The sequence below is a fragment of the Streptomyces sp. NBC_01142 genome (genome assembly GCF_026341125.1).
In the GTDB taxonomy this organism is placed as follows: domain Bacteria; phylum Actinomycetota; class Actinomycetes; order Streptomycetales; family Streptomycetaceae; genus Streptomyces.
Genome location: NZ_JAPEOR010000002.1, coordinates 1,556,553 through 1,578,830, shown reverse-complemented (window position 1 = coordinate 1,578,830; position 22,278 = coordinate 1,556,553). Strand labels below are relative to the sequence as shown.

Genomic DNA, 22,278 nt, shown 5'->3' with positions numbered 1-22,278 from the left:
TCTGCACGCATGGGAGAGCAGGAAGTGTCTCGCGGTTCCGTTTCCGGAAGGCGCCGGATCGGCGTAATGGGCGGGACGTTCGACCCGATCCACCATGGACACCTGGTGGCCGCCAGCGAGGTGGCCGCTCTGTTCCACCTCGACGAGGTGGTGTTCGTACCGACCGGGCAGCCGTGGCAGAAGACTCACAGGGCGGTCTCTCCGGCCGAGGACCGCTATCTGATGACGGTCATCGCCACGGCGTCCAACCCGCAGTTCTCGGTGAGCCGTATCGATATCGACCGCGGCGGGCCGACGTACACGATCGATACGCTGCGGGACCTGCGCTCCCTCAATGACGACGCGGATCTTTTCTTCATCACCGGAGCCGACGCGCTCTCCCAGATCCTCGGCTGGCGGAACGCACCCGAGCTGTTCTCGCTCGCCCACTTCATCGGTGTGACTCGTCCGGGTCACGACCTGACGGACGACGGACTGCCCGAGGGCGGGGTCTCTCTGGTGGAGGTCCCGGCACTGGCCATCTCGTCCACCGACTGCCGGGCGAGGGTCGCCAAGGGCGATCCGGTCTGGTATCTGGTGCCGGACGGTGTGGTGCGCTACATCGACAAGCGCCAGTTGTACCGCGGCGAATGAGCCACGGAGAGGGGCACCGGTGAACGACCAGCAGAATCCGTACGACCCGTACTACCAGCAGCCGCAGATCATCGGCTACGACGAGTACGGGCAGCCGGTGTATCAGCAGCCCCAGCAGTACGACCCCTACGCGCAGCAGCAGCCGCAGCACTCTCAGCAGCCGCAGAGCCAGGGTCACGACCAGGGCCGCCATCAGGACCAGGGTTACGGATACGACCCGTACGCCCAGCCCCAGCAGTACGACCCGTACGGCAGCCAGCAGCCGCAGCCCCAGCAGCCGCAGAGCCAGGAGTACGGGTACGAGGGCTACGGCTACGACACGGGCCGGCAGCCCGCGGCCGTCGACACCACCCAACAGTGGAACTTCCCGCAGCAGCAGCAACACCAGCACCAGCAACAGCAACAGCAACAGGATCAGCAGCAGCAATATCAGGCACAGCAACAGCAGCAGCAACACCAGGCACAGCAGCAATATCAGTCGCAGTCGCAGCAGCAGCAGCAGCAGCAGCCCGCCCCGCCCGCGCCTTCGGCGCCCGCGCCGGAGCAGGCCGTCGTGCCCGAGCAGCGCCGTCCCGCGGCCGACCGGGACTACCGGACCGAGCAGTTCTCCTTCATCGAGGAGCCGGACGAGGACTCCGAAGACGTCATCGACTGGCTGAAGTTCACCGAGAGCCGCTCCGAACGCCGCGAGGAGGCCAAGCGCCGGAGCAAGAACCGCGTCGTCGCGCTCGCGGTCGTCCTGGCGCTCGCGGTCGTGGGAGGTGTCGGCTACCTCTGGTCCGCCGGCAAGCTGCCCGGCTTCTCGGACTCCGGCCAGAAGAACAACACGGCCACCGGCCCGCAGCAGCGGGACGTGATCGTGGTGCATCTGCACAACACCAAGAAGGAGGGCACCTCCACGGCCCTCCTTGTCGACAACGTCACCACCGAGCAGGGCACCACCGTCCTGCTCCCCAACGCGCTCTCCGTCGGCAACGACGACGGCACCGCCACCACGCTGGGCAAGTCCGTCGAGGACGACGGTTCCACAGGCACCCGCGAGGCGATCGGCTCCCTCCTCGGAGCCAAGATCACCGGCACCTGGCGGCTGGACACTCCGTATCTGGAGAATCTGGTCGAGCAGGTCGGCAGTATCGACCTGACCACCGACACCGAGGTGCCCGCCGCCAAGAAGGGCCAGGAGCCGGTGGTGAAGAAGGGCGAGAACCAGACACTGAACGGGCGGATGGCCGTCGCCTACGCCACCTACCTCGGGCCCGGCGAGGCCGAGGCGAAGCAGCTCCAGCGCTTCGGCCAGGTCATGCAGGGCGTCCTGCGGAAGTTCCCGGACGACCCGAAGTCCGCGACCCTCGCCGTGGAGACGCTGGCGCAGATCCTCGACCCGTCCCTGCGCGAGAGCGACCTGGGCGCCTCGCTCGCCAAGCTCGCCGAGCACGCCAAGGGCGGCGACTACAAGACGGCGGTGCTCCCGGTGCAGCAGGACGGCACTCTCACCCAGCAGACCGCCAACAGCGTCGTCAAGGACGTCCTGGGCGGCTCGGTCACCGCACCGGAGAAGGGCGCGGCCGTCCGTGTGGGCATCAAGAACGCCACCGGCAGCACCGGCGCCACGGAGGCCGCGCGGATCTCCCTGGTCAACGGCGGCTACGCGGTCATCGACGGAGGCAAGGCCGACACGGCGTCGTCCTCGCAGGTCACCTATGGAGACGAGGCGCAGAAGGCCAAGGCCGTGGAGGTCGCCAAGACCCTGGGGCTGCCGGCGAGCGCCGTGAAGAAGGGCAAGGCGGTCACGAACGCCGATGTCTCGGTCGTGCTCGGGCAGGACTACAAGGTCGAATGATCAGGGCCTGAAACAATCCGGCAGGGGCTGTCGGCGGTCCGTGAGACCCTTGAAGGGTTCTTGACCGCCGACGAAAGCCTGCTTGTGACCGCCACGGATCGCTCCATCGAGCTCGTCAACGCCGCCGCCCAGGCAGCGGCCGACCGGCTCGCGCACGACATCATTGCCTACGACGTCAGCGATGTGCTGTCGATCACCGACGCCTTCCTGCTCGCCTCCGCGCCCAACGACCGCCAGGTCAAGTCGATCGTCGACGAGATCGAAGAGCGGCTGAACAAGGAGCTCGGCGCCAAGCCGGTGCGCCGTGAAGGCGACCGCGACGCCCGCTGGATCCTGCTCGACTACATCGACATCGTCGTGCACGTCCAGCACAGCGAGGAGCGCGTCTTCTACGCCCTCGAGCGGCTGTGGAAGGACTGCCCCGAACTGCCGCTGCCCGAGGACGCCCTCAAGACCCGCGGTAAGGCCGAGGAGCACGCACAGCTCGCCGGCAACACGGAAGGTGAGCTGAGCTGAACGGCAGAGACAACAGCAAGCGCAGCACGGGGCGCCGCATCGTCCTGTGGCGGCACGGCCAGACCGCCTGGAACCTGGAGCGCCGCTTCCAGGGTTCCACGGACATCGAGCTGACCGAGACCGGTGTCGCCCAGGCGCGCCGGTCTGCCCGGCTGCTCGCCTCGCTCAAACCCGATGCGATCGTCGCCTCCGACCTCAAGCGCGCGTCGGCCACGGCCGGCGAGCTCAGCGGGATCACCGGGCTTGCCATCTCCTACGACGCTGCCCTGCGTGAGACCTACGCGGGTGCCTGGCAGGGGCTGACCCACGACGAGATCGTCGCGCAGTACGGCGAGCAGTACGCGGCATGGAAGCGCGGCGAGCCCGTGCGGCGCGGCGGCGGCGAGCTCGAGACCGAGGTCGCCGACCGGGCCGCTCCCGTGGTGCTGCACCACGCCGAGAAGCTGCCCGATGACGGCACGCTCGTCGTCGTCAGCCACGGCGGCACCATCCGCACCACCATCGGCCGGCTCCTCGGCATGGAGTCCCACCACTGGGAGAGCCTGGGCGGGCTCACCAACTGCTGCTGGTCGGTGCTCGGCGAGGGCGCGCGAGGCTGGCGCCTGCTCGAGCACAACGCCGGTACGCTCCCGGAACCGGTCCTCGGCGACGACGACTGAGCCCGGCCGCCTCCGGTGTCCCGCCCGGGGTTCGGGCCGGCGCCCCCGGATTTCACTTTCCGGCAGGTCGCAGGCTAAAGTTCTTCTTGTTCGCAGCGCGGAGCGCGAAGAACACGCGGGGCTATAGCTCAGTTGGTAGAGCGCCTGCATGGCATGCAGGAGGTCAGGAGTTCAATTCTCCTTAGCTCCACAAACCCGGATCCCGTCCTCGTCAGAGGGCGGGATTTCGCGTTTCCCCGGCCCTTCGGCTTCGCCCCCACGGCCCCACCGCCCCCTCGCCCTCCGCTCGCCCCTGGCTCTCCGCCTGCGCCCCCAAGCCCCTTGGCTTCACTCCCGGCCCCGCAGGTCACGCAGTGTCTCTATCCGCCCGCGGCTCTCCTCGTCGTTCGGCGTGTAGGCAACGATCCGGCACTCCGGCATTCCGTTGATCGACAGCGAGACCGAGGTCATCCGCACCTCGCCGACGGCATCGTGCCGGAAGGTCTTCACCCGCGGCCCGGGCGGGACGACGTCCCCGCTCTCCCACAGCTCGGCGAAGTACGCACTCGACGCCGAGAGCCGGTGGACGAACGACTCCCAGGCCGGCTCGCCCACATGGCGTCCGTACGCACCGCGCAGCTGCGCCACCATCAGCGGCAGCTCCGACTCCCGGAAGACCAGCGGGCAGGAGGGCTCCGGCACCATGAAGAGCGTCCACAGCACATTGCGTACGCCAAGGGCCTCCAGACCGCGCAGCGCGAACAGATCACGGTAGGCGGGGTTCGTGGCGAGGATGTCGTACCGCGCGTTGTAGACCACGGCGGGATGCGGGTCGAGGGCGTCGATGATGCCCTGGATCTCCGGGCCGACGTTCTCCGCGTCCGCCTGTCTGTCCGGGGCGTACGGCACCCCTGCCAGGTGATAGAGGTGCTCCCGCTCCGGCTGGTCGAGCCGGAGCGTACGCGCCACGGCGTCCAGGACCTGGGCCGAGGCATTGATCGGGCGGCCCTGCTCCAGCCAGGTGTACCAGGTGATGCCGACACCGGAGAGCTGGGCGACCTCCTCGCGGCGCAGCCCGGGTGTGCGGCGGCGCAGCCCCGGCGGCATGCCCACATCGGCGGGCGTCACCCGCGCCCGGCGGCTGCGCAGGAACGTGGCCAGCTCCGGTCTGCGGCGCTGCTGTGCCGCGCCGTGTGCCGCACCGCTGGCCGTGCCATGCGCCGCACCGGTCGTGTTCATCGCCGTCATCGTGGTCACACCCCCCATGGTCGAGGCCCGGGACCCCGCTTGCCAGGTGCTGTCAGTACCAGCATCGGTGGGCTCTCGTTACCCGTACCGGAAGGCCGTCAGGCTCGCAGCCATGACGACGACCTCTCCGGAAACTCCACTGCTCAGTAAAGCCCCCGGCACTGACAACGGACCACGCCTGCTGCTCGCGGTCGTGCTGGCCGCGCAGTTCATGGCGCTGCTCGACACCTTCATCGTCAACGTCGCCGCCCCCACCATCCGTACCGAACTCGACGCGTCCGGTGCGGGGTTGCAGCTGGTCATCGCCGGGTACACCATCGCGTACGCCGTTCTGCTGATCACCGGAGCCAGGCTCGGCGATCTGCTCGGACACCGACGGGCCTATCTGGGCGGCCTGTTGCTCTTCACGGCCGCCTCGCTCGCCTGCGGACTCGCCGTGGGCACCGGCCAGTTGATCGCCTTCCGGCTGGTCCAGGGCGCGGGCGCGGCCCTGATGATCCCCCAGGTGCTCAGCCTGATCCAGCGGAACTTCACCGGTGAGGGGCGGGTGCGGGCCCTCGGCGCCTACTCCGCGGTCCTTGCCACCGGAGCCGCCGCCGGGCAGGTGGTGGGCGGTGTGCTGGTCAGCGCGGACCTCTTCGGCGCGAGCTGGCGCCCCGTCTTTCTGGTGAATGTTCCGATCGGTGCGGCACTCCTGGTGCTGGGCGCGCGGGTGCTGCCGAAGGACCGGCGGGACGAGCCCGAGCGCGCCCGGGGGCTCGATCTGCCCGGTCTGGTGCTGCTCGCCGCCGCCGTGTCCCTGTTCACCGTCCCGCTGGTGCTCGGGCAGGAACAGGACTGGCCCCTCTGGTCCTGGCTCTCCCTGGCCGTGTCCACGGCACTTTTCGGCCTCTTCCTTGCGTACGAGTCGCGGCTGGCGGGCCGCGGCGGCGCGCCACTGATCGCACCGCGCGTACTGCGCATCCCGGGGATGGGGCGTGCGGTGCTGCGGATCGCCGTGGTGATGGCGGTGAACGCGGGCTTCCTCTTCGTCCTCACCCTCCATGTCCAGGGCAGTCTCGGCTACAGCGCGCTCCGCGCGGGGCTGATGTTCGCGCCGACCGCGCTGGTCTTCGGGGCGGTCGGGCTGACCTGGCGGCGCTGGCCCGCCGGACTCCAGAAGATGCTGGTCGCGGGCGGTTTCACGCTGACCGCACTCGGGTCGGCGGCGGTCGGTGCGGTGCTGCGGGACGGTGGCGACGGCGGGCCGTGGATGTACGTCGCCTTCGTGGCCGTCGGCGTCGGTCTCTCGCTGGCCTTCAGCCCTACGCTCACGGGTGCGCTCGCGACCGTGGAGCCGCAGGACGCGGCGGATGCCAGCGGGCTGCTGGTGACCGTCACCCAGCTCGGCCAGGTGATCGGCGTCGCCGTATTCGGCACACTTTTCCTGAATCGGCAGACGGTTCCCGGGGCACAGGGGTCCGCCGATGCACTGTGGGTGTGCGCACTCGCGCTGGCGGCGGCGTCGATCTTGGGTGCCGTGGCCGGTCTCGTACATAAACGCCGCTGACGCTCTTGCGTGGCCATGGCAGAATCGGACGGCCGGAGGGACACCGGCCAGAACGGGAGGGAGAGCACGATGTCCGCCAGCAGCAGCGAGGAGGCCGATGAGGCCGATGAACTGCTTGTCACGGCGGAGGTACGCGCTCGTCTCAGCTGCCCGTCCTGCGGTTCCGGGCATGTCGCCCAAGTCCTCGGCGACAACGGCGGGGTTTCCTACGTGTGCACGGCCTGCGGCCACAGCTGGAGCTGAGTGATGGGTGCACACAGGCGGAAATGTGACTGGTGCGGCAGTGGTACGCCTATCGTCCGGGACATGGACCCGATCAATCCCGAGTACCAGTACTGGTGCGAGGAGTGCGCGCGGGCGCTGATCATAAAGGGCGACCCCATCGAGACCTACCGGGAGCTCGAGGGGGAGCCGATCTACGGGCGTCTCCTCGATGAGCACTGCACCCTCAAACGGTTCTACTCGTTCGCCACGGCATGAGCAGGATGCCCGCCGCCGTGAGCGAGTAGAGGGCCGACAGCGCCATCTGGCCCCCGTGCTGGGCCAGTTCGAGCCGTCCCGGACCGTGCGGAACCCACCACAGGGCGTACGAACAGAACACCAGCCCCACCACGGCCGCACCCCTCGGGGCGCCGTGCGCCACCAGGAACAGCACCATGGGCACACACCACACCCAGTGGTGCGACCAGGAAACCGGGCTGATCAGCAGCGCCGTGGCGGCGCAGGTGACGATCGCGCGGCCCCGCTCCCCGCGCAGCGACGCCCGCACGGCCACGGTGAGCCCGGCCGCGGCGACCAGAGCGGCCGCCGCCGCCCACCACATCCCCGGATCGGGGGTGTGCAGCAGCCGGGCGAGCACCCCGCGCAGCGACTGATTGGCAGTGTCCTCGGCGTGGCCGACGCGGTCGGCGGCGAAGACCGCCCCGGTCCAGAAGCGGCGCGAGTCGTACGGAAGGGCGGCGGCGGCCGCGAGTGTCGTGCCCACGAAGACGGCGGCCGCCGTCGCGGCCCGGCGCAGCCATGGGTTCCAGCCCTCCCGCCGGGCCCGTACCAGCCCTGTGATCAGCACAAAGAGCGCGAAGAGCGCGGGAGTGAGCTTCACCGCGGCGGCGAACCCGATGCCGGCGCCCGCCCATCTGTGGCCCGCGCGACGGGTGAGGTCCCAGAGCACGGCGACCGCGAGCAGCAGATTGATCTGGCCGTACCGAAGCGTCGTCCACACCGGCTCGCACCACACGGCGGCCGCGGCCACCCAGAGCGTCGCCGCGCGCGGGTCCGCGTGCGGGTGGGTCACCCGCAGCGAGAGGCCGGCGAAGGCGACGAGCAACAGCAGGTTCCCGGCGGTGGCCAGGGTGCACATCGCCGGGACGTCGAGCAGCGTGAGCGGTGTGAACAGCAGTGCCGCGAACGGCGGGTAGGTCGTCGGGAGGTTCGCCTCGGTGGCGCGCATCGCATACAGGTCCGCTCCGGCGCGTACGGACTCGCCCTCGGCGCGGTAGACCATCAGGTCGATCATCGACACGTCGGCGGCGCGCTGTGCCATCCAGAAAACCGTGAAGGAGAGCAGACAGACCGAGGCTGCGGCGAGGGTCGGCCGGCGAGAACTGGACAGTGCGATCACGGTCACGAAGAGGGACGTTACCGGCCTAGTCCGTACAGACCGGAAACGATTTGGTGATGCGCCGGAGAGAGCGTTAATGTTGGCGACGTCGCCGAGGGGGAAACCTTCCAGCAAGACGACACATCGCACGGGGCTATAGCTCAGTTGGTAGAGCGCCTGCATGGCATGCAGGAGGTCAGGAGTTCAATTCTCCTTAGCTCCACAGAAGCAGTACACACAAGGAAGCGGGCCACCCGATCGGGTGGCCCGCTTCCTTGTGTGCGGGGGGTGTCCGTCAACTGCGGCCGCTGCCCAGGGCCTTGCGGTTGCTGCCGGGCAGGGCGGGGCGACCGGCGGGCGCGGGGGCCCGGTCGGCCGGTGCCTGTTCGATACGGAGCGCCAGCGCGGGGCACCGGCGTACGGCCCGCTGGGCGCGGCCCCGCAGATGCATCGGAACGGTCGCGTCGGCCACCGCCGGGTAGCCGTCGGGGCCGAGCCGGATCAGCTCGGGGATGAGGTCCGCGCAGAGTCCGTGGCCCTGGCAGAGCGTCCAGTCCACAGCGACCTTCTCACCGCTCGGAATCGACTCTTCCGCCTCCTCGTAGCCGGGGCTGGGGAGCGGCAGCACGCCGATCGTCTCGCGTCCGCAGCCGCCGTCAAGCACATGGGCGGCAAGGTCGTCGGTGAACGCGGACAGCGTCGAGGCGAAGAAGCGCGCGGAACCGTCGGGGTGCTTGCACGCGCCCCGGCCCTTCACCGCCTGGGTCACCTCGCGCAGCGCCTCCAGAGCGGCCGGGCCGCCGCCGTTCATGACGTCGGACAGACCGCCGGCCGCGGCGGGCAGGCCCAGTTTGCAGGGTCCGCACTGGCCGGCGGTCTCGGCGGCCAGCCAGTTGGCCACGCGCAGCGCCTCGCCCAGCGGGCAGGTCTCGGGGCCGATCGGCAGGATTGCGCCCGCGCCCAGGGCGCCGCCCACGGAGGCCAGGGACGCCTTGGAGACGACGGCCTCCTGGACGGCGACCGAGTCGATCCAGTTGCCGTGGTAGCCGCCCGTCAGGACGCCCTGGGGCAGCGGCGGGGCGCCGGCCAGCTGGAGGACGTACCGCAGCGGTACGCCCGTGGGGACCTCCACCACCATGGGGCGCGCGACGGCGCCGGAGATCGTCAGCATGACCGTGCCCGGCTCGGTGTCCAGACCGGTGTGGGCGTAGCGGCGGGGGCCGATGCGGGCGCCGATGGCGAGCTGCGCGAACGTCTCCGCGTTGGAGAGCAGGGTCGGGGCGCCGCCGACGCCGGTGTCCGAGGCGCGCTCACGTCGGCCGGGCGGCAGGGCGGGGCCGCCGTTCACGGCGCGGATGACGGAGGAGGCCTCACCGGAGACCATGCGCTCGGGGGTACGGACCACCCGCGCACGCAGCTGCTGCCCGCGCCGGTCGGAAAGTCCGCGCTCGGCCAGTGCGGCGCGGATGGAGACCTCCGTGGAGTTGCGGGTGACCGCGACGACCAGGGTGCGCGCGCCCAGCGCCTCGGCGGCCAGCAGAGCGCCGTCCAGGATGAGGTGGGGCGCGCGGTTGAGCAGCACCGTGTCCTTGCGGCAGGCGGGCTCGCCCTCACTGCCGTTGACCACGACGACGGGCCGCACGCCGCGCCGGATGGCGGACTTGGCGACGGCGCGGAGCTTCTTGCCGAACGGGAATCCCGCGCCGCCGCGCCCGGTCAGGGATATGTCGTCGGCGAGCTGAGCGAGCAGCTCACCGGTCACGGGTTCGAGCGGTCCGTGCACCTTGAGGTGCATGGCGAGGTCGAGCCGTTCCACCAGGTCGAAACCCTGTGTCAGCTGGGGAAGGCCGACGACACGGACCTCGGGGACATCGGGGAGAGGGGTGTTCACGGTCGGTCTCCTGCAGGTGCGTGCCAGGGTTCTCCGGCCGGGGGCTGGAAGAGGGGCCCTGGCATGGGCGCGGTGTCGTCGTACGCCGGGAAGCTTCCCGTGTCGTACGAGGGGGAGGGTGTGTCGTACGAGAGGGGGTCGTACGAGGGGGAAGGAGCGTCGTACGAGGGGGTGTCGTACGACGGGGAGGGGGCGTAAGCGGTGGAGGGGTCGTAGGCGGGAGGGGCGTCGTACGAGGGCGCTGTGTCGAAGAGGGGAGGGGGAGGGGTGTCGTACGAGGGAGGCACGGCGGGCACGGCCGGCGCCTGCGCGGGCGGCGGGGGTGAGGGGGTCGGCCACAGGCCGCCCGGAGGGGGGCCCGATTCGGACACGACGGGAATCTCCTCGGTCATGGGCACACGCTCGGCCAGCGGGGCGCCCTGCTCGCCGGCGAGGGAGACCGCGCGGTAGGCCGCGGCGATCCCGGGGCCGGGACCGGCACCGAGGCCGGCACCGAGGCCGGTGCCGGTGCCGACACCCGCACCGGCATCCGCACCGGTCACGATCGGTTCGGGCGTGGGAGGCGGCGGGGCCTCGTACAGCTGCGGGGCGGGGGCCGCGAGCCGGCGGGGCTGCGTGCGCGGCTGGCCGAGGGGTGTCTCGCGCTGCAGTTCCTGCTCGTACGGGCGCTGCGAGGGGATGCCGTTCATGCCGCTCCTGCCGCTCCTGCCGTTCAGGTCGGCCGGTCCGGTCAGGCCCGTCGTGCCGGGAAGCGGGGAGACGGCCAGATCGCGCTGCCGCTGCTCCTCCGCCGCCGCGCCACCGGCGCCGGTCAGGGACATGATCTTGTTGGCGATACGCCGCTGCACCGGACGCGGCATCAGCCGCACCGAGACGGCGACAGCGACTCCGAGGAGTGCCAGGGAGTACATCACCACGACCCAGGTCGCGGCGGGCCGACCGGTGTACAGGCCGTGGACCAGCGCCGAGCACCAGGCCGGGTAGGCCAGCATGTGCAGCGGCCGCCAGCGGCCGGCTGCGCGTATGTTGCCGGCCAGGGCACTGCGCAGTGCACCGGTCGTGGCGGCGATCACCATGAGGAAGCCGGCCAGCGAACCGAAGCCGATCAGGCTGGACGTACCGGTGATACCGAGTCCGAAGGGGACAAGGGCGCCGAGCAGTTCCACGTGCCCCAGCGACACCTTCACGGTGCCGTGCAGCAACAGGAAGCCGAGCGAGGCGATCGCGGTGGTCCGGTGGATGCCCTGGGCGAGCAGGCGGTGGCGCGTGGAGAGCAGCAGCCGGTCGGTGGCGATCAGACCCCACGCGATGGATGCGGTCAAAGACACCAGGGAGAGAACCCCGGTGGTGAAGTCGAGCGCGGCGCGGAAACTGTCGCTTCCTCCGATAGCGAGCACGGGTATGAGTACCAACGCCGCTACGGACAGTCCGCCTTGTACCGGGCGACTCAGACCGGTACTCGGCGCGGGCGAAGAACGCGTCTTGCGATGAGGCTTCATGGGGCGACTCCGAATGGTGCGGGAAAGCGGTCCCGTTGACGCATGCTAGGTCGACCCAAACCGAACAGTACGACGTTTTGGCGTTTAGAGAGCGGAAGCACAGTCAACTGACTCTGGGGTTGCCCTGGATAGGGGCGATACGCGGAGTAACCCCTGCCGTTTGGGGCGTGCGCCGGGCGCTCGACGGGGCGTACTCGTGCTCCTTGCGGAATGGACCCGAGGCTCGCCGACGGCCGACCGGACGCTGTTAGAGGTACGTACCGGATGCTCCTGTGGTCCAAACCGGAAGCCCCGGAGGTCCGTACCAGGTGCCCCCTGCGGGCCGTGCCGGGATTCCCCTATGCGCCCGGTTCGCTCGCTGCGGTACCCTGACGCCATGCGTGCCGTACGCCTTCTGCTTAGTGAGCCGCGCTGATCAGTCCCGACGGATGAAAGATCCGGTTGGAATCGGCGCGGCGTCCCCTCCTGTGCGAGGGGTTTTTTCGTTTTCGAATCCACTGGCAGAGACGAATCGATGGAGCTTCAAGGATCATGAGCGAGACGAATCCCTCCCCGGCAGCCTCCGGCGCGGGAGGTACCCCCATCGCTGCAGAGGGGACCGCGGCGCACCGCTACACCGCTGCCATGGCCGCCGACATCGAGGCACGCTGGCAGGACTTCTGGGACGCCGAGGGCACCTACGAGGCGCCGAACCCGAGCGGCGACCTGGCCGGGGACTCCGCCCTGGCCGCCAGGCCCAAGAAGTTCGTCATGGACATGTTTCCGTATCCCTCGGGCGCGGGCCTGCACGTCGGGCACCCGCTCGGCTACATCTCCACCGACGTCTTTGCCCGTTACCAGCGCATGACCGGGCACAACGTCCTGCACACCCTGGGCTTCGACGCCTTCGGCCTGCCCGCCGAGCAGCACGCGGTCGCCACCGGCACGCACCCCCGCGTGTCGACCGAGGCCGCCATGGACAACATGAAGGCCCAGCTGCGCCGGCTGGGCCTGGGCCACGACAAGCGCCGGTCGGTCGCGACGATCGACCCGGAGTACTACAAGTGGACCCAGTGGATCTTCCTGCAGATCTTCAACTCCTGGTACGACCAGGACGCCAAGAAGGCCCGTCCGATCGACGAGCTGGTGGCACAGTTCGAGAGCGGAGAGCGTGCGGTGCCGGGCTCCGCGCGCGCGTGGAGCGAGCTGAGCGCCGCCGAGCGTGCCGACGTGCTGAGCGGATACCGGCTGGCATACGCCTCGGACGCTCCCGTCAACTGGTGCCCGGGGCTGGGCACCGTACTGGCGAATGAAGAGGTGACCGCGGACGGGCGCTCCGAGCGAGGCAACTTCCCCGTCTTCAAGTCGAAGCTGCGTCAGTGGAACATGCGCATCACCGCCTACGCGGACCGGCTGCTGGACGATCTGGACGCGCTGGACTGGCCGGACGCCATCAAGCTGCAGCAGCGCAACTGGATCGGCCGCAGCGAGGGTGCGCGCGTCCACTTCCAGGTCGGCGGCAACGACGGCGCGCAGATCGACGGCGCGCAGATCACGGTCTTCACCACGCGTCCCGACACCCTGTTCGGCGCCACCTACATGGTGCTGGCCCCCGAACACGGCCTGATCGACTCCATCGTCCCCGCCGAGTGGCCGCAGGACACCAAGGAGGCCTGGACCGGCGGTGCCGCCACTCCGGCCGAGGCCGTCGCGGCGTACCGCAAGCAGGCCCAGACGAAGAGCGATGTCGAGCGCCAGACCGAGCACAAGGACAAGACCGGCGTTTTCACCGGCGCCTATGCCGTGAACCCGGTCACCGGCGGGCGGATCCCCGTCTTCGTCGCCGACTACGTCCTGATGGGCTACGGCACCGGCGCCATCATGGCCGTCCCCGGTCAGGACGAGCGCGACTGGGAGTTCGCCGAGGCCTTCGACCTGCCCATCATCCGTACCGTCCAGCCGCCGGAGGGCTGGGAGGGCGAGGCCTTCGGCGGGCAGGGCCCGGCGATCAACTCCGCCAACGACGAGATCTCGCTGGACGGTCTGGGCGTCGCCGACGCCAAGGCCAAGATCACCGAGTGGCTGACCGAGCGCGGCATCGGCGAGCGGACCATCAACTTCCGGCTGCGTGACTGGCTGTTCAGCCGGCAGCGCTACTGGGGTGAGCCCTTCCCGATCGCCTACGACGAGGACGGCATCGCGCACGCGCTGCCCGAGTCGATGCTGCCGCTGGAGCTGCCGGAGGTCGACGACTACTCGCCGCGCACCTTCGACCCGGACGACGCGAACACCCGGCCGGAGACGCCGCTGTCGCGCAATGAGGACTGGGTCCATGTGGAGCTGGACCTGGGCGACGGCGTCAAGCGCTATCGCCGGGAGACCAACACCATGCCCAACTGGGCGGGTTCGTGCTGGTACGAGCTGCGCTACCTGGACCCGCACAACAGCGAGAAGCTGGTCGACCCCGCGATCGAGCAGTACTGGATGGGACCGCGCGAGGGACGGCCGCACGGCGGTGTCGACCTGTACGTGGGCGGTGCGGAGCACGCCGTACTGCACCTGCTGTACGCCCGGTTCTGGTCCAAGGTGCTGTTCGACCTGGGGCACATCTCCTCGGTCGAGCCGTTCCACAAGCTGTACAACCAGGGCATGATCCAGGCGTACGTCTACCGGGACAGCCGCGGCTTCCCGGTGACTGCCACCGAGGTCGAGGAGCGGGACGGAAAGTTCTTCTTCGAGGGCGAGCCCGTCAAGCGCGAGCTGGGCAAGATGGGCAAGTCCCTGAAGAACGCCGTCACTCCGGACGAGATCTGCGCGGAGTACGGCGCGGACACCCTGCGTCTGTACGAGATGGCGATGGGGCCGCTGGATGTGTCCCGGCCGTGGGACACCCGGGCCGTTGTCGGCCAGTACCGGCTGCTGCAGCGGCTGTGGCGCAATATCGTCGACGAGGCGACCGGTGAGGTCACGGTCGTCGACACCGAGGCCGACGAGGCGACGCTGCGCGCCCTGCACAAGGCGATCGACGGCGCCGGACAGGACCTGGCGGGCCTGCGCTTCAACACCGCCATTGCCAAGATCACCGAGCTGAACAACTACCTGACCAAGGTGGGCGGCCCGCTGTCGCGGAACGTGGCGGAGCAGTTGGTGCTGGTGGTCGCTCCGCTGGCCCCGCACATCGCGGAGGAGCTGTGGCACAAGCTGGGGCACACCGACTCGGTCGTGCACCAGGACTTCCCGGTCGCCGACCCGGCGTATGTCGTGGACGAGAGCGTGACCTGCGTGGTGCAGATCAAGGGCAAGGTCAAGGCGCGGCTGGAGGTCTCTCCGTCGATCGCGGACGAGGAGCTGGAGGCGCTGGCGCTGGGTGACGCGGCGGTCGTCGCGGCGCTGGGTGGCGCGGGTGTCCGCAAGGTGATCGTGCGGGCGCCGAAGCTGGTCAACATCGTTCCCGCCTGATCGCTCCCGCCGTGTCCCGCGGCTGGTCGCTGCCGCCGTGTCCCGCGGCTGGTCGCTGCCGCCGTGTCCTTCCGGCTGGTCGTTCCGGCTGGCCGTCCCCGCCTGACGGGACGCAGCGGGTGGGAAGCCGTGCAGGCTTTCCGGGTCTTCCCCTACGGGCAGGTTGGGGGTTCCGATGGAACCCTCGGCCTGCCCGTTCCGTTTACGGTGGAGGGACCACAACCGACGCTGGAGGGCGCTCATGACCGCCGTGCTTATCATCCTGGCACTGCTTTTTGTCGCCTTTGTTGCGTTGGGAGCGTATGTGACCGTGAAGGTCGTCAAATCGGCCAAGCGAGGTGTGGAGCGCACAGTCACCCAGGCGCGACGCACTGTCGAAGAGACCACGCTGCGGGCGAAGAGCTTCGGACAGGTCGGCGTGGGCGGCGAGCTTGCCCAGCTGAGGCTGGCGCTGCGTACGTCGATGAGGGCGACGCAGGACGCGCTGCACGCGGGCGTCGCGGAGGACGCCTCGCTGTCGGAGTCGCTGGCTCTCTTCCGGCGGCTGAGCGCGCACGGGCACGAGTTGGACGACGAGCTCAAGCGGCTGGAGCGCGAGCCGGACCGGGCGAAGGTGGCCTCGCTGATGCCCAGCCTGCGTGAGCGCACCGAGCGCATCACGCACTCCGCCGAGTCGCTCCGCTGGGCGGCGCGGGACCGGGCGCGTAAGTTCGCGGACGATGACCTGGACTCGCTGAGCACCCAGATCGACATGGAGGCGGGTGCGCTGCGGCACTGGTCGACCGAGGGTACGGGGCTGGGCGCGGATGCGGGTACGGGCGTGCCGGCTGCCCAGGCCGAGCCGCCGTCCTGGCCGGAGGCCGGGCGGACGGACGGGGCCCATGGGGCCGGCCCGGGCGCCGTCGCGGCGGAGCAGACGTGGCCGGAGTCCCCGTCCGAGTCGCAGGCGGCGGGGCAGCCGCAGGCGATCACGGCGCGTGATCCGCGGCAGCAGACCTACCCGTGGCAGAAGACGGCCCGGCCGGAGACCACGAACTGACCCGCAGGCAGGCCGCGAAGTGATCGCCGGTCGGCCTGCCCGCGGCCTGTCGGCGATGCGCCGGCCGGGGCGACGCGATCATTGGTAAGGGGCCGGGCTGCCGTGCGGCGGCCTCGGCGGGTAACCTCCCGCTCATGTCCCGCCATGTCGCGATCGTCACCGATTCAACGGCCTACCTGCCGACACCGACGATGGAGCGGCACGGCATCATCGCGGTGCCGCTGACCGTCGTTCTCGGCGATCAGGCGCTCGAGGAGGGCAACGAGATCTCGGCCCGCTCGCTGGCGCTGGCCTTGCAGAAGCGGCGTCCGGTGACCACGTCGCGGCCGAGCCCGGAGGTGTTCGCCGCGGCATACCGGGCGCGCGCGGAGGCCGGTGCGACCGGGATCGTATCGCTGCATCTGTCGGCCGAGTTCTCGGGAACGTACGACGCAGCAGTGCTGGCCGCCAAGGACGCTTCGGTGCCGGTGCGCGTGGTGGACACGGGGATGGTCGCGATGGCCCTCGGCTTCTGTGCGCTCGCAGCCGTGGAGGTGGCGGAAGCCGGCGGCACCCTGGACGAAGCGGTGGCCGCCGCGGAGAAGCGGGCCGCGGGCACGTCCGCGTACTTCTACGTCGACACACTGGACTATCTGCGCCGCGGCGGCCGCATCGGGTCGGCGCAGGCGCTGCTGGGTTCGGCGCTCGCGGTGAAGCCGCTGCTGCAGCTGGACGGCGGTCGGATCGAGATGCTGGAGAAGGTGCGTACGGCCTCGAAGGCGATCGCCCGGCTGGAGGAGATTGTCGCCGACTGTGCCGGTACGGGCAGTGTGGACATCGCGGTCCACCATCTGGCAGCCCCGGAGCGGGCCGCGGCGCTTGCGGAGCGGCTGCGCGCGCGGGTCCCGGGTCTGGTCGACCTGCATGTCAGTGAGGTCGGCGCGGTGATCGGGGCGCACACCGGGCCGGGGTTGCTGGGGGCCGTGATCTCGCCGCGCTGAGGCAGCTGTCACCTGGGAGGGTGACCGAGTTGTCCACAACAGGGTGGTTGTCCACGGAAATTGGGGCTGCTCAGCGGGGTCGGGCGAAGGTGCCTACCGTCCTGTGGCATGGCTCTCCGATCACGCTCCGCAACCAGTGGCCCGGGCCGCGCCCCGGCCTCGGACGGCCGCGCCCGTCACGGCCGCGGCTCCGGCTCCGGCCACCGCCGTGGTTCCCGTTCTGGCAGTGGCTCCGGCCCCAGCCGTGACGCCGGCCGTGACGCAAGCCGTCCCGTCGGCTCGGGCCGCGCGGGCCGACTGCGCGGCAGACATGCGTCCACCGCATCGGTCGCCGCCCTTCGCCGGCGTGCGGACGCTCTGTTCGACGGTGCGCCGCGGGGTGGGGGCGGGGAGGCCGTCCCAGCACGCCCGGCGGGTGGGGCTGTGCTGGACGGGCATGGTGGTCCTGACGGGGCTGTTGGGCGCTTCCGTACCGCGGCGCGCGGGGGCGCGGCTGCGGACATCGGCGCTGTAACCGGCCCTGCTGCCGGCACCGGGACGGGCACGGGCACCGGGACGGGCACGGGCACGGGCCTGGGCATGGGTACGAGCCCGAGCCCGAGCACGGGTACGAGCACGGGCACGAGCCCGAGCCTCGGGGCAGGGGTGCGGCAGCGGGCAGGGTTCGCGCTGCGGGAACGGTTGCCGTTGTGGGTGCAGCTCAGATGCGGGCTCGAGCCGAGAACTCTCGCCGCGCTGGGCGTCGTTCTGGTGATCGCCGCGGTCTTCGCGGTCCAGCACTTCTGGGCCGGGTGGCCGAAACCCGTACGTGCCCCGCAGCTGGTCCAGCAGGGCGCGGCCACGCCGGAGCCCCAGTCGCAGCCACAGCCTTCGCCGGGGCTGCCGCCGTCCCACGCGGGGCCCGGCGGGCGGATCGTCGTCGATGTGAGCGGCAAGGTGCGGCATCCGGGCATCCAGCGTCTGCCCGCCGGATCGAGGGTCGCCGACGCACTGCGGGCGGCCGGAGGTGTGAGGGCCGGGACGGATCTGACCGGTCTCAATCGGGCGCGGCTGCTCATGGACGGCGAGCAGGTGGTGGTGGGAGTTCCCGCGCCGCCCGTACCGGCAGCCACCGGATCGGGCGCGGGCGGCACGCAGCCCACGGGGCCGGTGAGCCTCAACTCTGCCACCGTGGAACAACTCGAGACCCTGCCCGGGGTCGGTCCCGTACTTGCCCAGCACATCATCGACTACCGCACCCAGCAGGGGGGTTTCCGGTCCGTCGACGAACTCCGCGAGGTCGACGGCATCGGTGACCGTCGGTTCGCGGACCTCCAGCCCCTGGTGCAGCCATGATGCGCCCGGCGGTTCATGCCGCGTCGGGTCATCGGCTGGGTGCTGCCGACCCGCGGCAGGAGGGACCGGCAGACCTGCGCCTGTTGCCGCCGGCCTTGGCGGCCTGGGGCGCGGCGGCTCTCGCGCTGGGTGCGCGGGGGTGGTGGACGGCCGTGGCAGTGACGGCCTGCCTCGTGATGGCGGCGCTGTTACTCGTACTGGGGCGGATTCCGGGACTGATTCCGGGACTGGCATCGGGACCGGCTTCGGCGATGGCGCGCGCGGTGCGGATCGGAACGGGCACGGCCCTGGTGGCGGGAGGCACTGCGGTACAGCGTCGCCGCCGCCTCAACGGCACTGCAGCCGCCGCAGTGTTGCTGTGCGCCGCGGCGGGCGCGGCCTCGGCCGGACTGCATGGCGTGGATCTGCGGCGTGGGCCGCTCCCCATTCTCGCCCGCCAGTACGCGCGGGTCACCGTCGAGTTGACGGTCACCTCTGATCCGCGGCCGATCAGCCCCCGGATCCGTGGCGACCACATGGCGGGCGTATTCGTCGTGCTGGACGCGGAGGCGACCCGGGTGACTGCTCCCGGCGGGGCGGTCACCCGGGCGCGGACGCCGGTCCTGGTGATCGTGCCGTCCGGCGGTGCGGTAAGGCAGTGGCAGCGGCTGCTGCCCTCCACCCGGCTGCGACTGACCGGACGGCTCGCGCCCCCGCTCGACGCGGATGACCGCTTCGCCGCCGTACTGCGGCCGCGGGGAGACGGTCCGCCACGGATCACCGGCCCGCCGACCACCCTCCAGCGCACGGCCGGGGACCTCCGCGCCGGGCTGCGTGAGGCGACGGACGGGCTGGCCCCGGACCCCCGCGCCCTGCTGCCCGGACTGGTCGTCGGCGACACCTCACGGATTCCGCCGGACCTCAAGGACGCCTTCGAGGCGACGGACCTCACGCACCTGCTGGCCGTATCGGGAAGCAATCTGACCATCGTGCTCGTCCTGCTGATCGGACCGCCGGGCACCGCACTGCTGGCCGAGAGACGGGGCCTCGCACCCCGGCTGGGCATCACCCTGCGAGGAACGGCACTGGTGGGAGGAGCGCTCACGCTCGCCTTCGTGATCGTGTGCCGGCCCGAGCCGAGCGTGCTGCGGGCCGCGGCCTGCGGGCTCATCACGCTGCTCGCCATCGGCACCGGACGCCGCCGGTCGCTCATCCCCGCGCTGGCTGCCGCCGTACTGCTGCTCGTGCTGTACGACCCCTGGCTTGCGCGCAGTTACGGCTTCCTGCTCTCCGTGCTGGCCACTGGTGCCCTGCTCACCATCGCTCCCGGCTGGAGCGCGGCGCTGCAACGGCGAGGGGTACCGCCCCGGCTCGCCGAAGCGCTGGCCGCGGCCGCCGCGGCACAGGCCGTGTGCGCTCCCGTGGTGGCCGTCTTCGCGGCCAGGGTCAGCCTTGTGGCGATCCCCTGCAATCTCGTCGCCGAACTCGCGGTCGCCCCGGCCACAGTCCTCGGCTTCGCCACGCTCGCTACGGCCCCGGTGGCGATGCCGGTCGCCGAGTTACTGGCCCGCTGTGCGGGGTGGCCCGCCGGGTGGCTCGCCTCCGTCGCCCGGACCGGGGCGGCACTGCCAGGGGCGGAGGCGGACTGGCCGGGCGGCTGGCGCGGCGGGTTGCTACTCGTCGCGATCACAGTCGTGGTCGTGCTCCTCGCCCGCCGGTTACCGCGCCATCCCTGGGCGGCCGCTGTCTGCGCTCTGCTGGTCCTGCTCGCCGTACTACGCCCACCCCCGCTCACCAGGGTCATCACCGGCTGGCCGCCGCCTGGCTGGACGTACGCGATGTGCGATGTCGGACAGGGAGACACCACGGTGCTCGCGGCGGGCGACGGTGCGGCGGTGGTCGTGGACGCGGGGCCCGACCCGGAGCTCGCCGACCGCTGTCTGCGCGACCTGGGCGTCACCCGGATTCCTCTCGTCCTGCTCACGCACTTCCATGCCGACCACGTCAGGGGGCTGCCAGGGGTACTGCGGGGCAGGACCGTCGGCGCGGTTCAGACGACGACATTCGACGAGCCGTACGAACAGAGCCTGTTCGTACGGAGAACGACTGCCGCGGCCGGGGTGCCTGTCATCCACGCGGGAGAGGGGGAGCGGCGCAGGGTCGGACGGCTCGCCTGGCAGGTGCTCTGGCCCCGCGCGGCATCCGGCCCCGGCTCGGGCTCCGCCCCGGAAGGTCCCAACGACGCAAGCGTCACGCTGCTCGTACGGATCGAGGGTGGTCCGACGCTGTTGCTCCTGGGCGACCTCGAACCACCTGCCCAGCGAGGACTGTTGCGTGCCCACCCGGCGCTCCCGCCGATCGATGTCCTCAAGGTCGCCCACCACGGCTCCGCCCACCAGCACCCCGGTCTGCTGCACGACGTGCGCCCGCGCCTGGCCCTGATCTCCTGCGGCCGGGACAACCTCTACGGCCATCCTTCTCCCCGTACCGTGGCCGCGCTGCGCGCCGGGGGAGCGGTGGTGCTGCGCACGGACACGGACGGAGCGATCGCGGTGACAGGAGGCGGCCGAGACCTGCGGGCGGTCCCGGTCCGGCATCCGGCCAAACGGCGGGGACGTGAACCCGAACCCGACCCCGAACCCGGCCCGAAGCCGGACCCTCGCCCCGAACCCGGCCCGAACCCGGCCCGAAGCCGGACCCTCGCCCCGAACCCGAACCCGAACCCGAACCTGAACCCGGACCTCGCCTAGGCCTCGCCCCTCGCCCCCGCCCGGAGCCTGACCTCTACGCCCGTCCCGGTCCGGCGCCGGGCACGGAGGTCGTCGCGCCGCCTCTCAGCGGCCCGACGTCCGTCGAGCCACTCGCCGGCCCGCATCAACTCCCGCCTGGCCGACACGTTCTGCCTGGGCTGTTCCCGGCCGCGCGGCGGCGCCGACTCCTCATTCGTCATGATCCGAACGTCGGCGGCGCACCCGCCCCTGGCGCCTCGGTCGTAAGGTCTAGGACCAGAGGTGCATGGCTTGCGGGCCACCGCCGCGCGAGACTCTTCCCATGGATGCCTACCTCCGCCGGATCGGTGCCACCCGCCCGGCACGCACCGACGCCGCTGCCCTGCGCGACCTGCAGCTTCGCCACTTGCAGACAGTTCCCTTCGAGAACCTCTCCATCCACCTCGGCGAGGACATCGTGCTGGAGGAGAAGCCGCTCCTCGCCAAGGTTGTGGACGCCCGCCGCGGCGGATTCTGCTACGAACTCAACGGCGCCTTCGCCGCGTTGCTGCGCGACCTCGGCTTCACCGTCACCCTCCTCCAGGCCCGAGTCTTCGGTCCGGGAGGACAGCTCGGCATCCCGTACGACCATCTCGCACTGCGCGTCGAGACGGCGGACTCCTCCCATTCCTGGCTGGCCGACGTCGGCTTCGGCGACCACAGTCACTACCCCCTCGCCTTCGACGAGCGCGGCGATCAGCAGGACCCGGCCGGTACGTTCCGGATTGCAGAGGGTCCCGAGCTCGGGGATCTGGACGTCTACCGCGACGGGAAACCGCAGTTCCGCCTCGAGACACGACCGCGCTCCCTCGCGGACTTCACGGCCGGAGCCTGGTGGCACCGCACCTCGCCCGCCTCGCACTTCACCCAGTCCGTCGTCTGCTCCCGGCTCACCCCCGAGGGCCGGATCACGCTCAGCGGGCGCAAGCTGGTCACCACCGAGCACGGCGAGCGCCAGGAGCAGCCGCTGGCCGACGACGCCGCGGTCCTGGCGGCCTACCGCGACCACTTCGGGCTGCTGCTCGACCGCGTGCCGCCCACCCCCGAGCCAACGGAGATCTAAGCGGTGTCGGGCACCTCCAGCCACCCCTCGTACTCCGCGGCGAACTCGTCCAGCGCCGCGGGGTCGAGACGCCGGTGCTCGTCCTCCACCACCACCAGCCACTGCGCGTCCTCGGCATCGTCCTCGCCGGCCAGCGCATCGCGTACGAGCTGGGGCTCCTCGGCCACCCCGAAGCGGCCCGCCAGCTCCTGAGCCACCTCCTCGGCGGCGTCGCGGTCGGGCAGTACAAGTACGTGTCTCACATCGCTCACGGGCACATTCT

18 protein-coding genes and 2 tRNA genes are annotated in these 22,278 nt (G+C 70.9%); 15 read left to right on the top strand and 5 right to left on the bottom strand.

Annotated elements, in window-relative coordinates; genetic code table 11:
- Nucleotides 1-9: 9 nt before the first annotated feature.
- From nadD to OG883_RS24655, 5 genes are all read left to right on the top strand, one after another.
- On the top strand, nucleotides 10-633 hold the full coding sequence (nadD, locus tag OG883_RS24675) for a nicotinate-nucleotide adenylyltransferase (RefSeq protein ID WP_266544724.1): 624 nt from the start codon (nucleotides 10-12) through the stop codon (nucleotides 631-633).
- A gap of 19 nt (nucleotides 634-652) precedes the next feature.
- On the top strand, nucleotides 653-2,473 hold the full coding sequence (locus OG883_RS24670; RefSeq protein ID WP_266544722.1) for an LCP family protein: 1,821 nt from the start codon (nucleotides 653-655) through the stop codon (nucleotides 2,471-2,473).
- Between the two features lie 84 nt (nucleotides 2,474-2,557).
- The gene (rsfS, locus tag OG883_RS24665) at nucleotides 2,558-2,989 is read left to right on the top strand and encodes a ribosome silencing factor (protein WP_266549405.1); all 432 of its coding nucleotides are present in this window, start codon (nucleotides 2,558-2,560) and stop codon (nucleotides 2,987-2,989) included.
- The gene (locus OG883_RS24660) at nucleotides 2,986-3,648 is read left to right on the top strand and encodes a histidine phosphatase family protein (protein ID WP_266549403.1); all 663 of its coding nucleotides are present in this window, start codon (nucleotides 2,986-2,988) and stop codon (nucleotides 3,646-3,648) included. The genes rsfS and OG883_RS24660 overlap by 4 nt, the downstream gene beginning before the upstream one ends.
- Nucleotides 3,649-3,765: 117 nt before the next feature.
- Nucleotides 3,766-3,838: transfer RNA gene (locus OG883_RS24655), tRNA-Ala, on the top strand.
- Nucleotides 3,839-3,975: 137 nt separating this feature from the next.
- On the opposite strand, the gene OG883_RS24650 is transcribed toward OG883_RS24655, so the two are convergent.
- Nucleotides 3,976-4,866 (bottom strand): helix-turn-helix transcriptional regulator, encoded by an 891-nt coding sequence (locus tag OG883_RS24650; RefSeq protein WP_266549401.1) that lies wholly within the window; start codon nucleotides 4,864-4,866, stop codon nucleotides 3,976-3,978.
- 121 nt (nucleotides 4,867-4,987) lie between these two features.
- Here OG883_RS24650 and OG883_RS24645 point away from each other — a divergent pair, with 121 nt between their 5' ends.
- From OG883_RS24645 to OG883_RS24635, 3 genes are all read left to right on the top strand, one after another.
- A complete protein-coding gene (locus OG883_RS24645; protein ID WP_266544719.1) occupies nucleotides 4,988-6,424 on the top strand; it encodes an MFS transporter in 1,437 nt (478 codons plus the stop codon).
- Nucleotides 6,425-6,493: 69 nt separating this feature from the next.
- Nucleotides 6,494-6,667, top strand: coding sequence for a hypothetical protein (locus OG883_RS24640; protein WP_266549697.1), 174 nt, complete (start codon nucleotides 6,494-6,496; stop codon nucleotides 6,665-6,667).
- 3 nt (nucleotides 6,668-6,670) lie between these two features.
- Nucleotides 6,671-6,904 (top strand): hypothetical protein, encoded by a 234-nt coding sequence (locus tag OG883_RS24635; RefSeq protein WP_040916346.1) that lies wholly within the window; start codon nucleotides 6,671-6,673, stop codon nucleotides 6,902-6,904.
- Here OG883_RS24635 and OG883_RS24630 read toward each other — a convergent pair.
- Complete coding sequence (locus tag OG883_RS24630; protein WP_266544717.1) at nucleotides 6,873-8,051, bottom strand: glycosyltransferase 87 family protein; 1,179 nt, start codon at nucleotides 8,049-8,051, stop codon at nucleotides 6,873-6,875. The genes OG883_RS24635 and OG883_RS24630 overlap by 32 nt on opposite strands.
- A 123-nt stretch (nucleotides 8,052-8,174) precedes the next feature.
- Between OG883_RS24630 and OG883_RS24625 the strand changes: the two genes are divergently transcribed.
- A tRNA-Ala gene (locus OG883_RS24625) sits at nucleotides 8,175-8,247 on the top strand.
- Nucleotides 8,248-8,319: 72 nt separating this feature from the next.
- Here OG883_RS24625 and OG883_RS24620 read toward each other — a convergent pair.
- Together OG883_RS24620 and OG883_RS24615 are read right to left on the bottom strand one after the other, a co-directional pair.
- The gene (locus tag OG883_RS24620) at nucleotides 8,320-9,915 is read right to left on the bottom strand and encodes an NADH-quinone oxidoreductase subunit NuoF family protein (RefSeq protein ID WP_266544714.1); all 1,596 of its coding nucleotides are present in this window, start codon (nucleotides 9,913-9,915) and stop codon (nucleotides 8,320-8,322) included.
- Nucleotides 9,912-11,312: a hypothetical protein gene (locus OG883_RS24615; protein WP_323180963.1), complete on the bottom strand. Its 1,401-nt coding sequence runs from the start codon at nucleotides 11,310-11,312 to the stop codon at nucleotides 9,912-9,914. The genes OG883_RS24620 and OG883_RS24615 overlap by 4 nt, the downstream gene beginning before the upstream one ends.
- Nucleotides 11,313-11,945: 633 nt before the next feature.
- Here OG883_RS24615 and leuS point away from each other — a divergent pair.
- From leuS to OG883_RS24585, 6 genes are all read left to right on the top strand, one after another.
- Nucleotides 11,946-14,852: a leucine--tRNA ligase gene (gene leuS, locus OG883_RS24610; protein ID WP_266544708.1), complete on the top strand. Its 2,907-nt coding sequence runs from the start codon at nucleotides 11,946-11,948 to the stop codon at nucleotides 14,850-14,852.
- A 241-nt stretch (nucleotides 14,853-15,093) separates the two neighbouring features.
- Nucleotides 15,094-15,891, top strand: coding sequence for a hypothetical protein (locus tag OG883_RS24605; protein ID WP_266544706.1), 798 nt, complete (start codon nucleotides 15,094-15,096; stop codon nucleotides 15,889-15,891).
- A 134-nt stretch (nucleotides 15,892-16,025) separates the two neighbouring features.
- Entirely contained in the window at nucleotides 16,026-16,871 is an 846-nt protein-coding gene (locus OG883_RS24600) for a DegV family protein (RefSeq protein WP_266544704.1), read from the top strand.
- A 108-nt stretch (nucleotides 16,872-16,979) separates the two neighbouring features.
- Nucleotides 16,980-18,206, top strand: a complete 1,227-nt coding sequence (locus OG883_RS24595; RefSeq protein ID WP_266544701.1) for a ComEA family DNA-binding protein — start codon at nucleotides 16,980-16,982, stop codon at nucleotides 18,204-18,206.
- Nucleotides 18,203-20,935 carry a ComEC/Rec2 family competence protein gene (locus OG883_RS24590; RefSeq protein ID WP_266544698.1) on the top strand — a complete coding sequence of 911 codons (2,733 nt, stop codon included), beginning with the start codon at nucleotides 18,203-18,205 and terminating at the stop codon, nucleotides 20,933-20,935. The genes OG883_RS24595 and OG883_RS24590 overlap by 4 nt, the downstream gene beginning before the upstream one ends.
- Before the next feature lie 301 nt (nucleotides 20,936-21,236).
- The gene (locus OG883_RS24585) at nucleotides 21,237-22,016 is read left to right on the top strand and encodes an arylamine N-acetyltransferase (protein ID WP_266544695.1); all 780 of its coding nucleotides are present in this window, start codon (nucleotides 21,237-21,239) and stop codon (nucleotides 22,014-22,016) included.
- Here OG883_RS24585 and OG883_RS24580 read toward each other — a convergent pair.
- Nucleotides 22,013-22,267, bottom strand: a complete 255-nt coding sequence (locus OG883_RS24580) for a hypothetical protein (RefSeq protein WP_266544692.1) — start codon at nucleotides 22,265-22,267, stop codon at nucleotides 22,013-22,015. The genes OG883_RS24585 and OG883_RS24580 overlap by 4 nt on opposite strands.
- Between the last annotated feature and the right edge of the window lie 11 nt (nucleotides 22,268-22,278).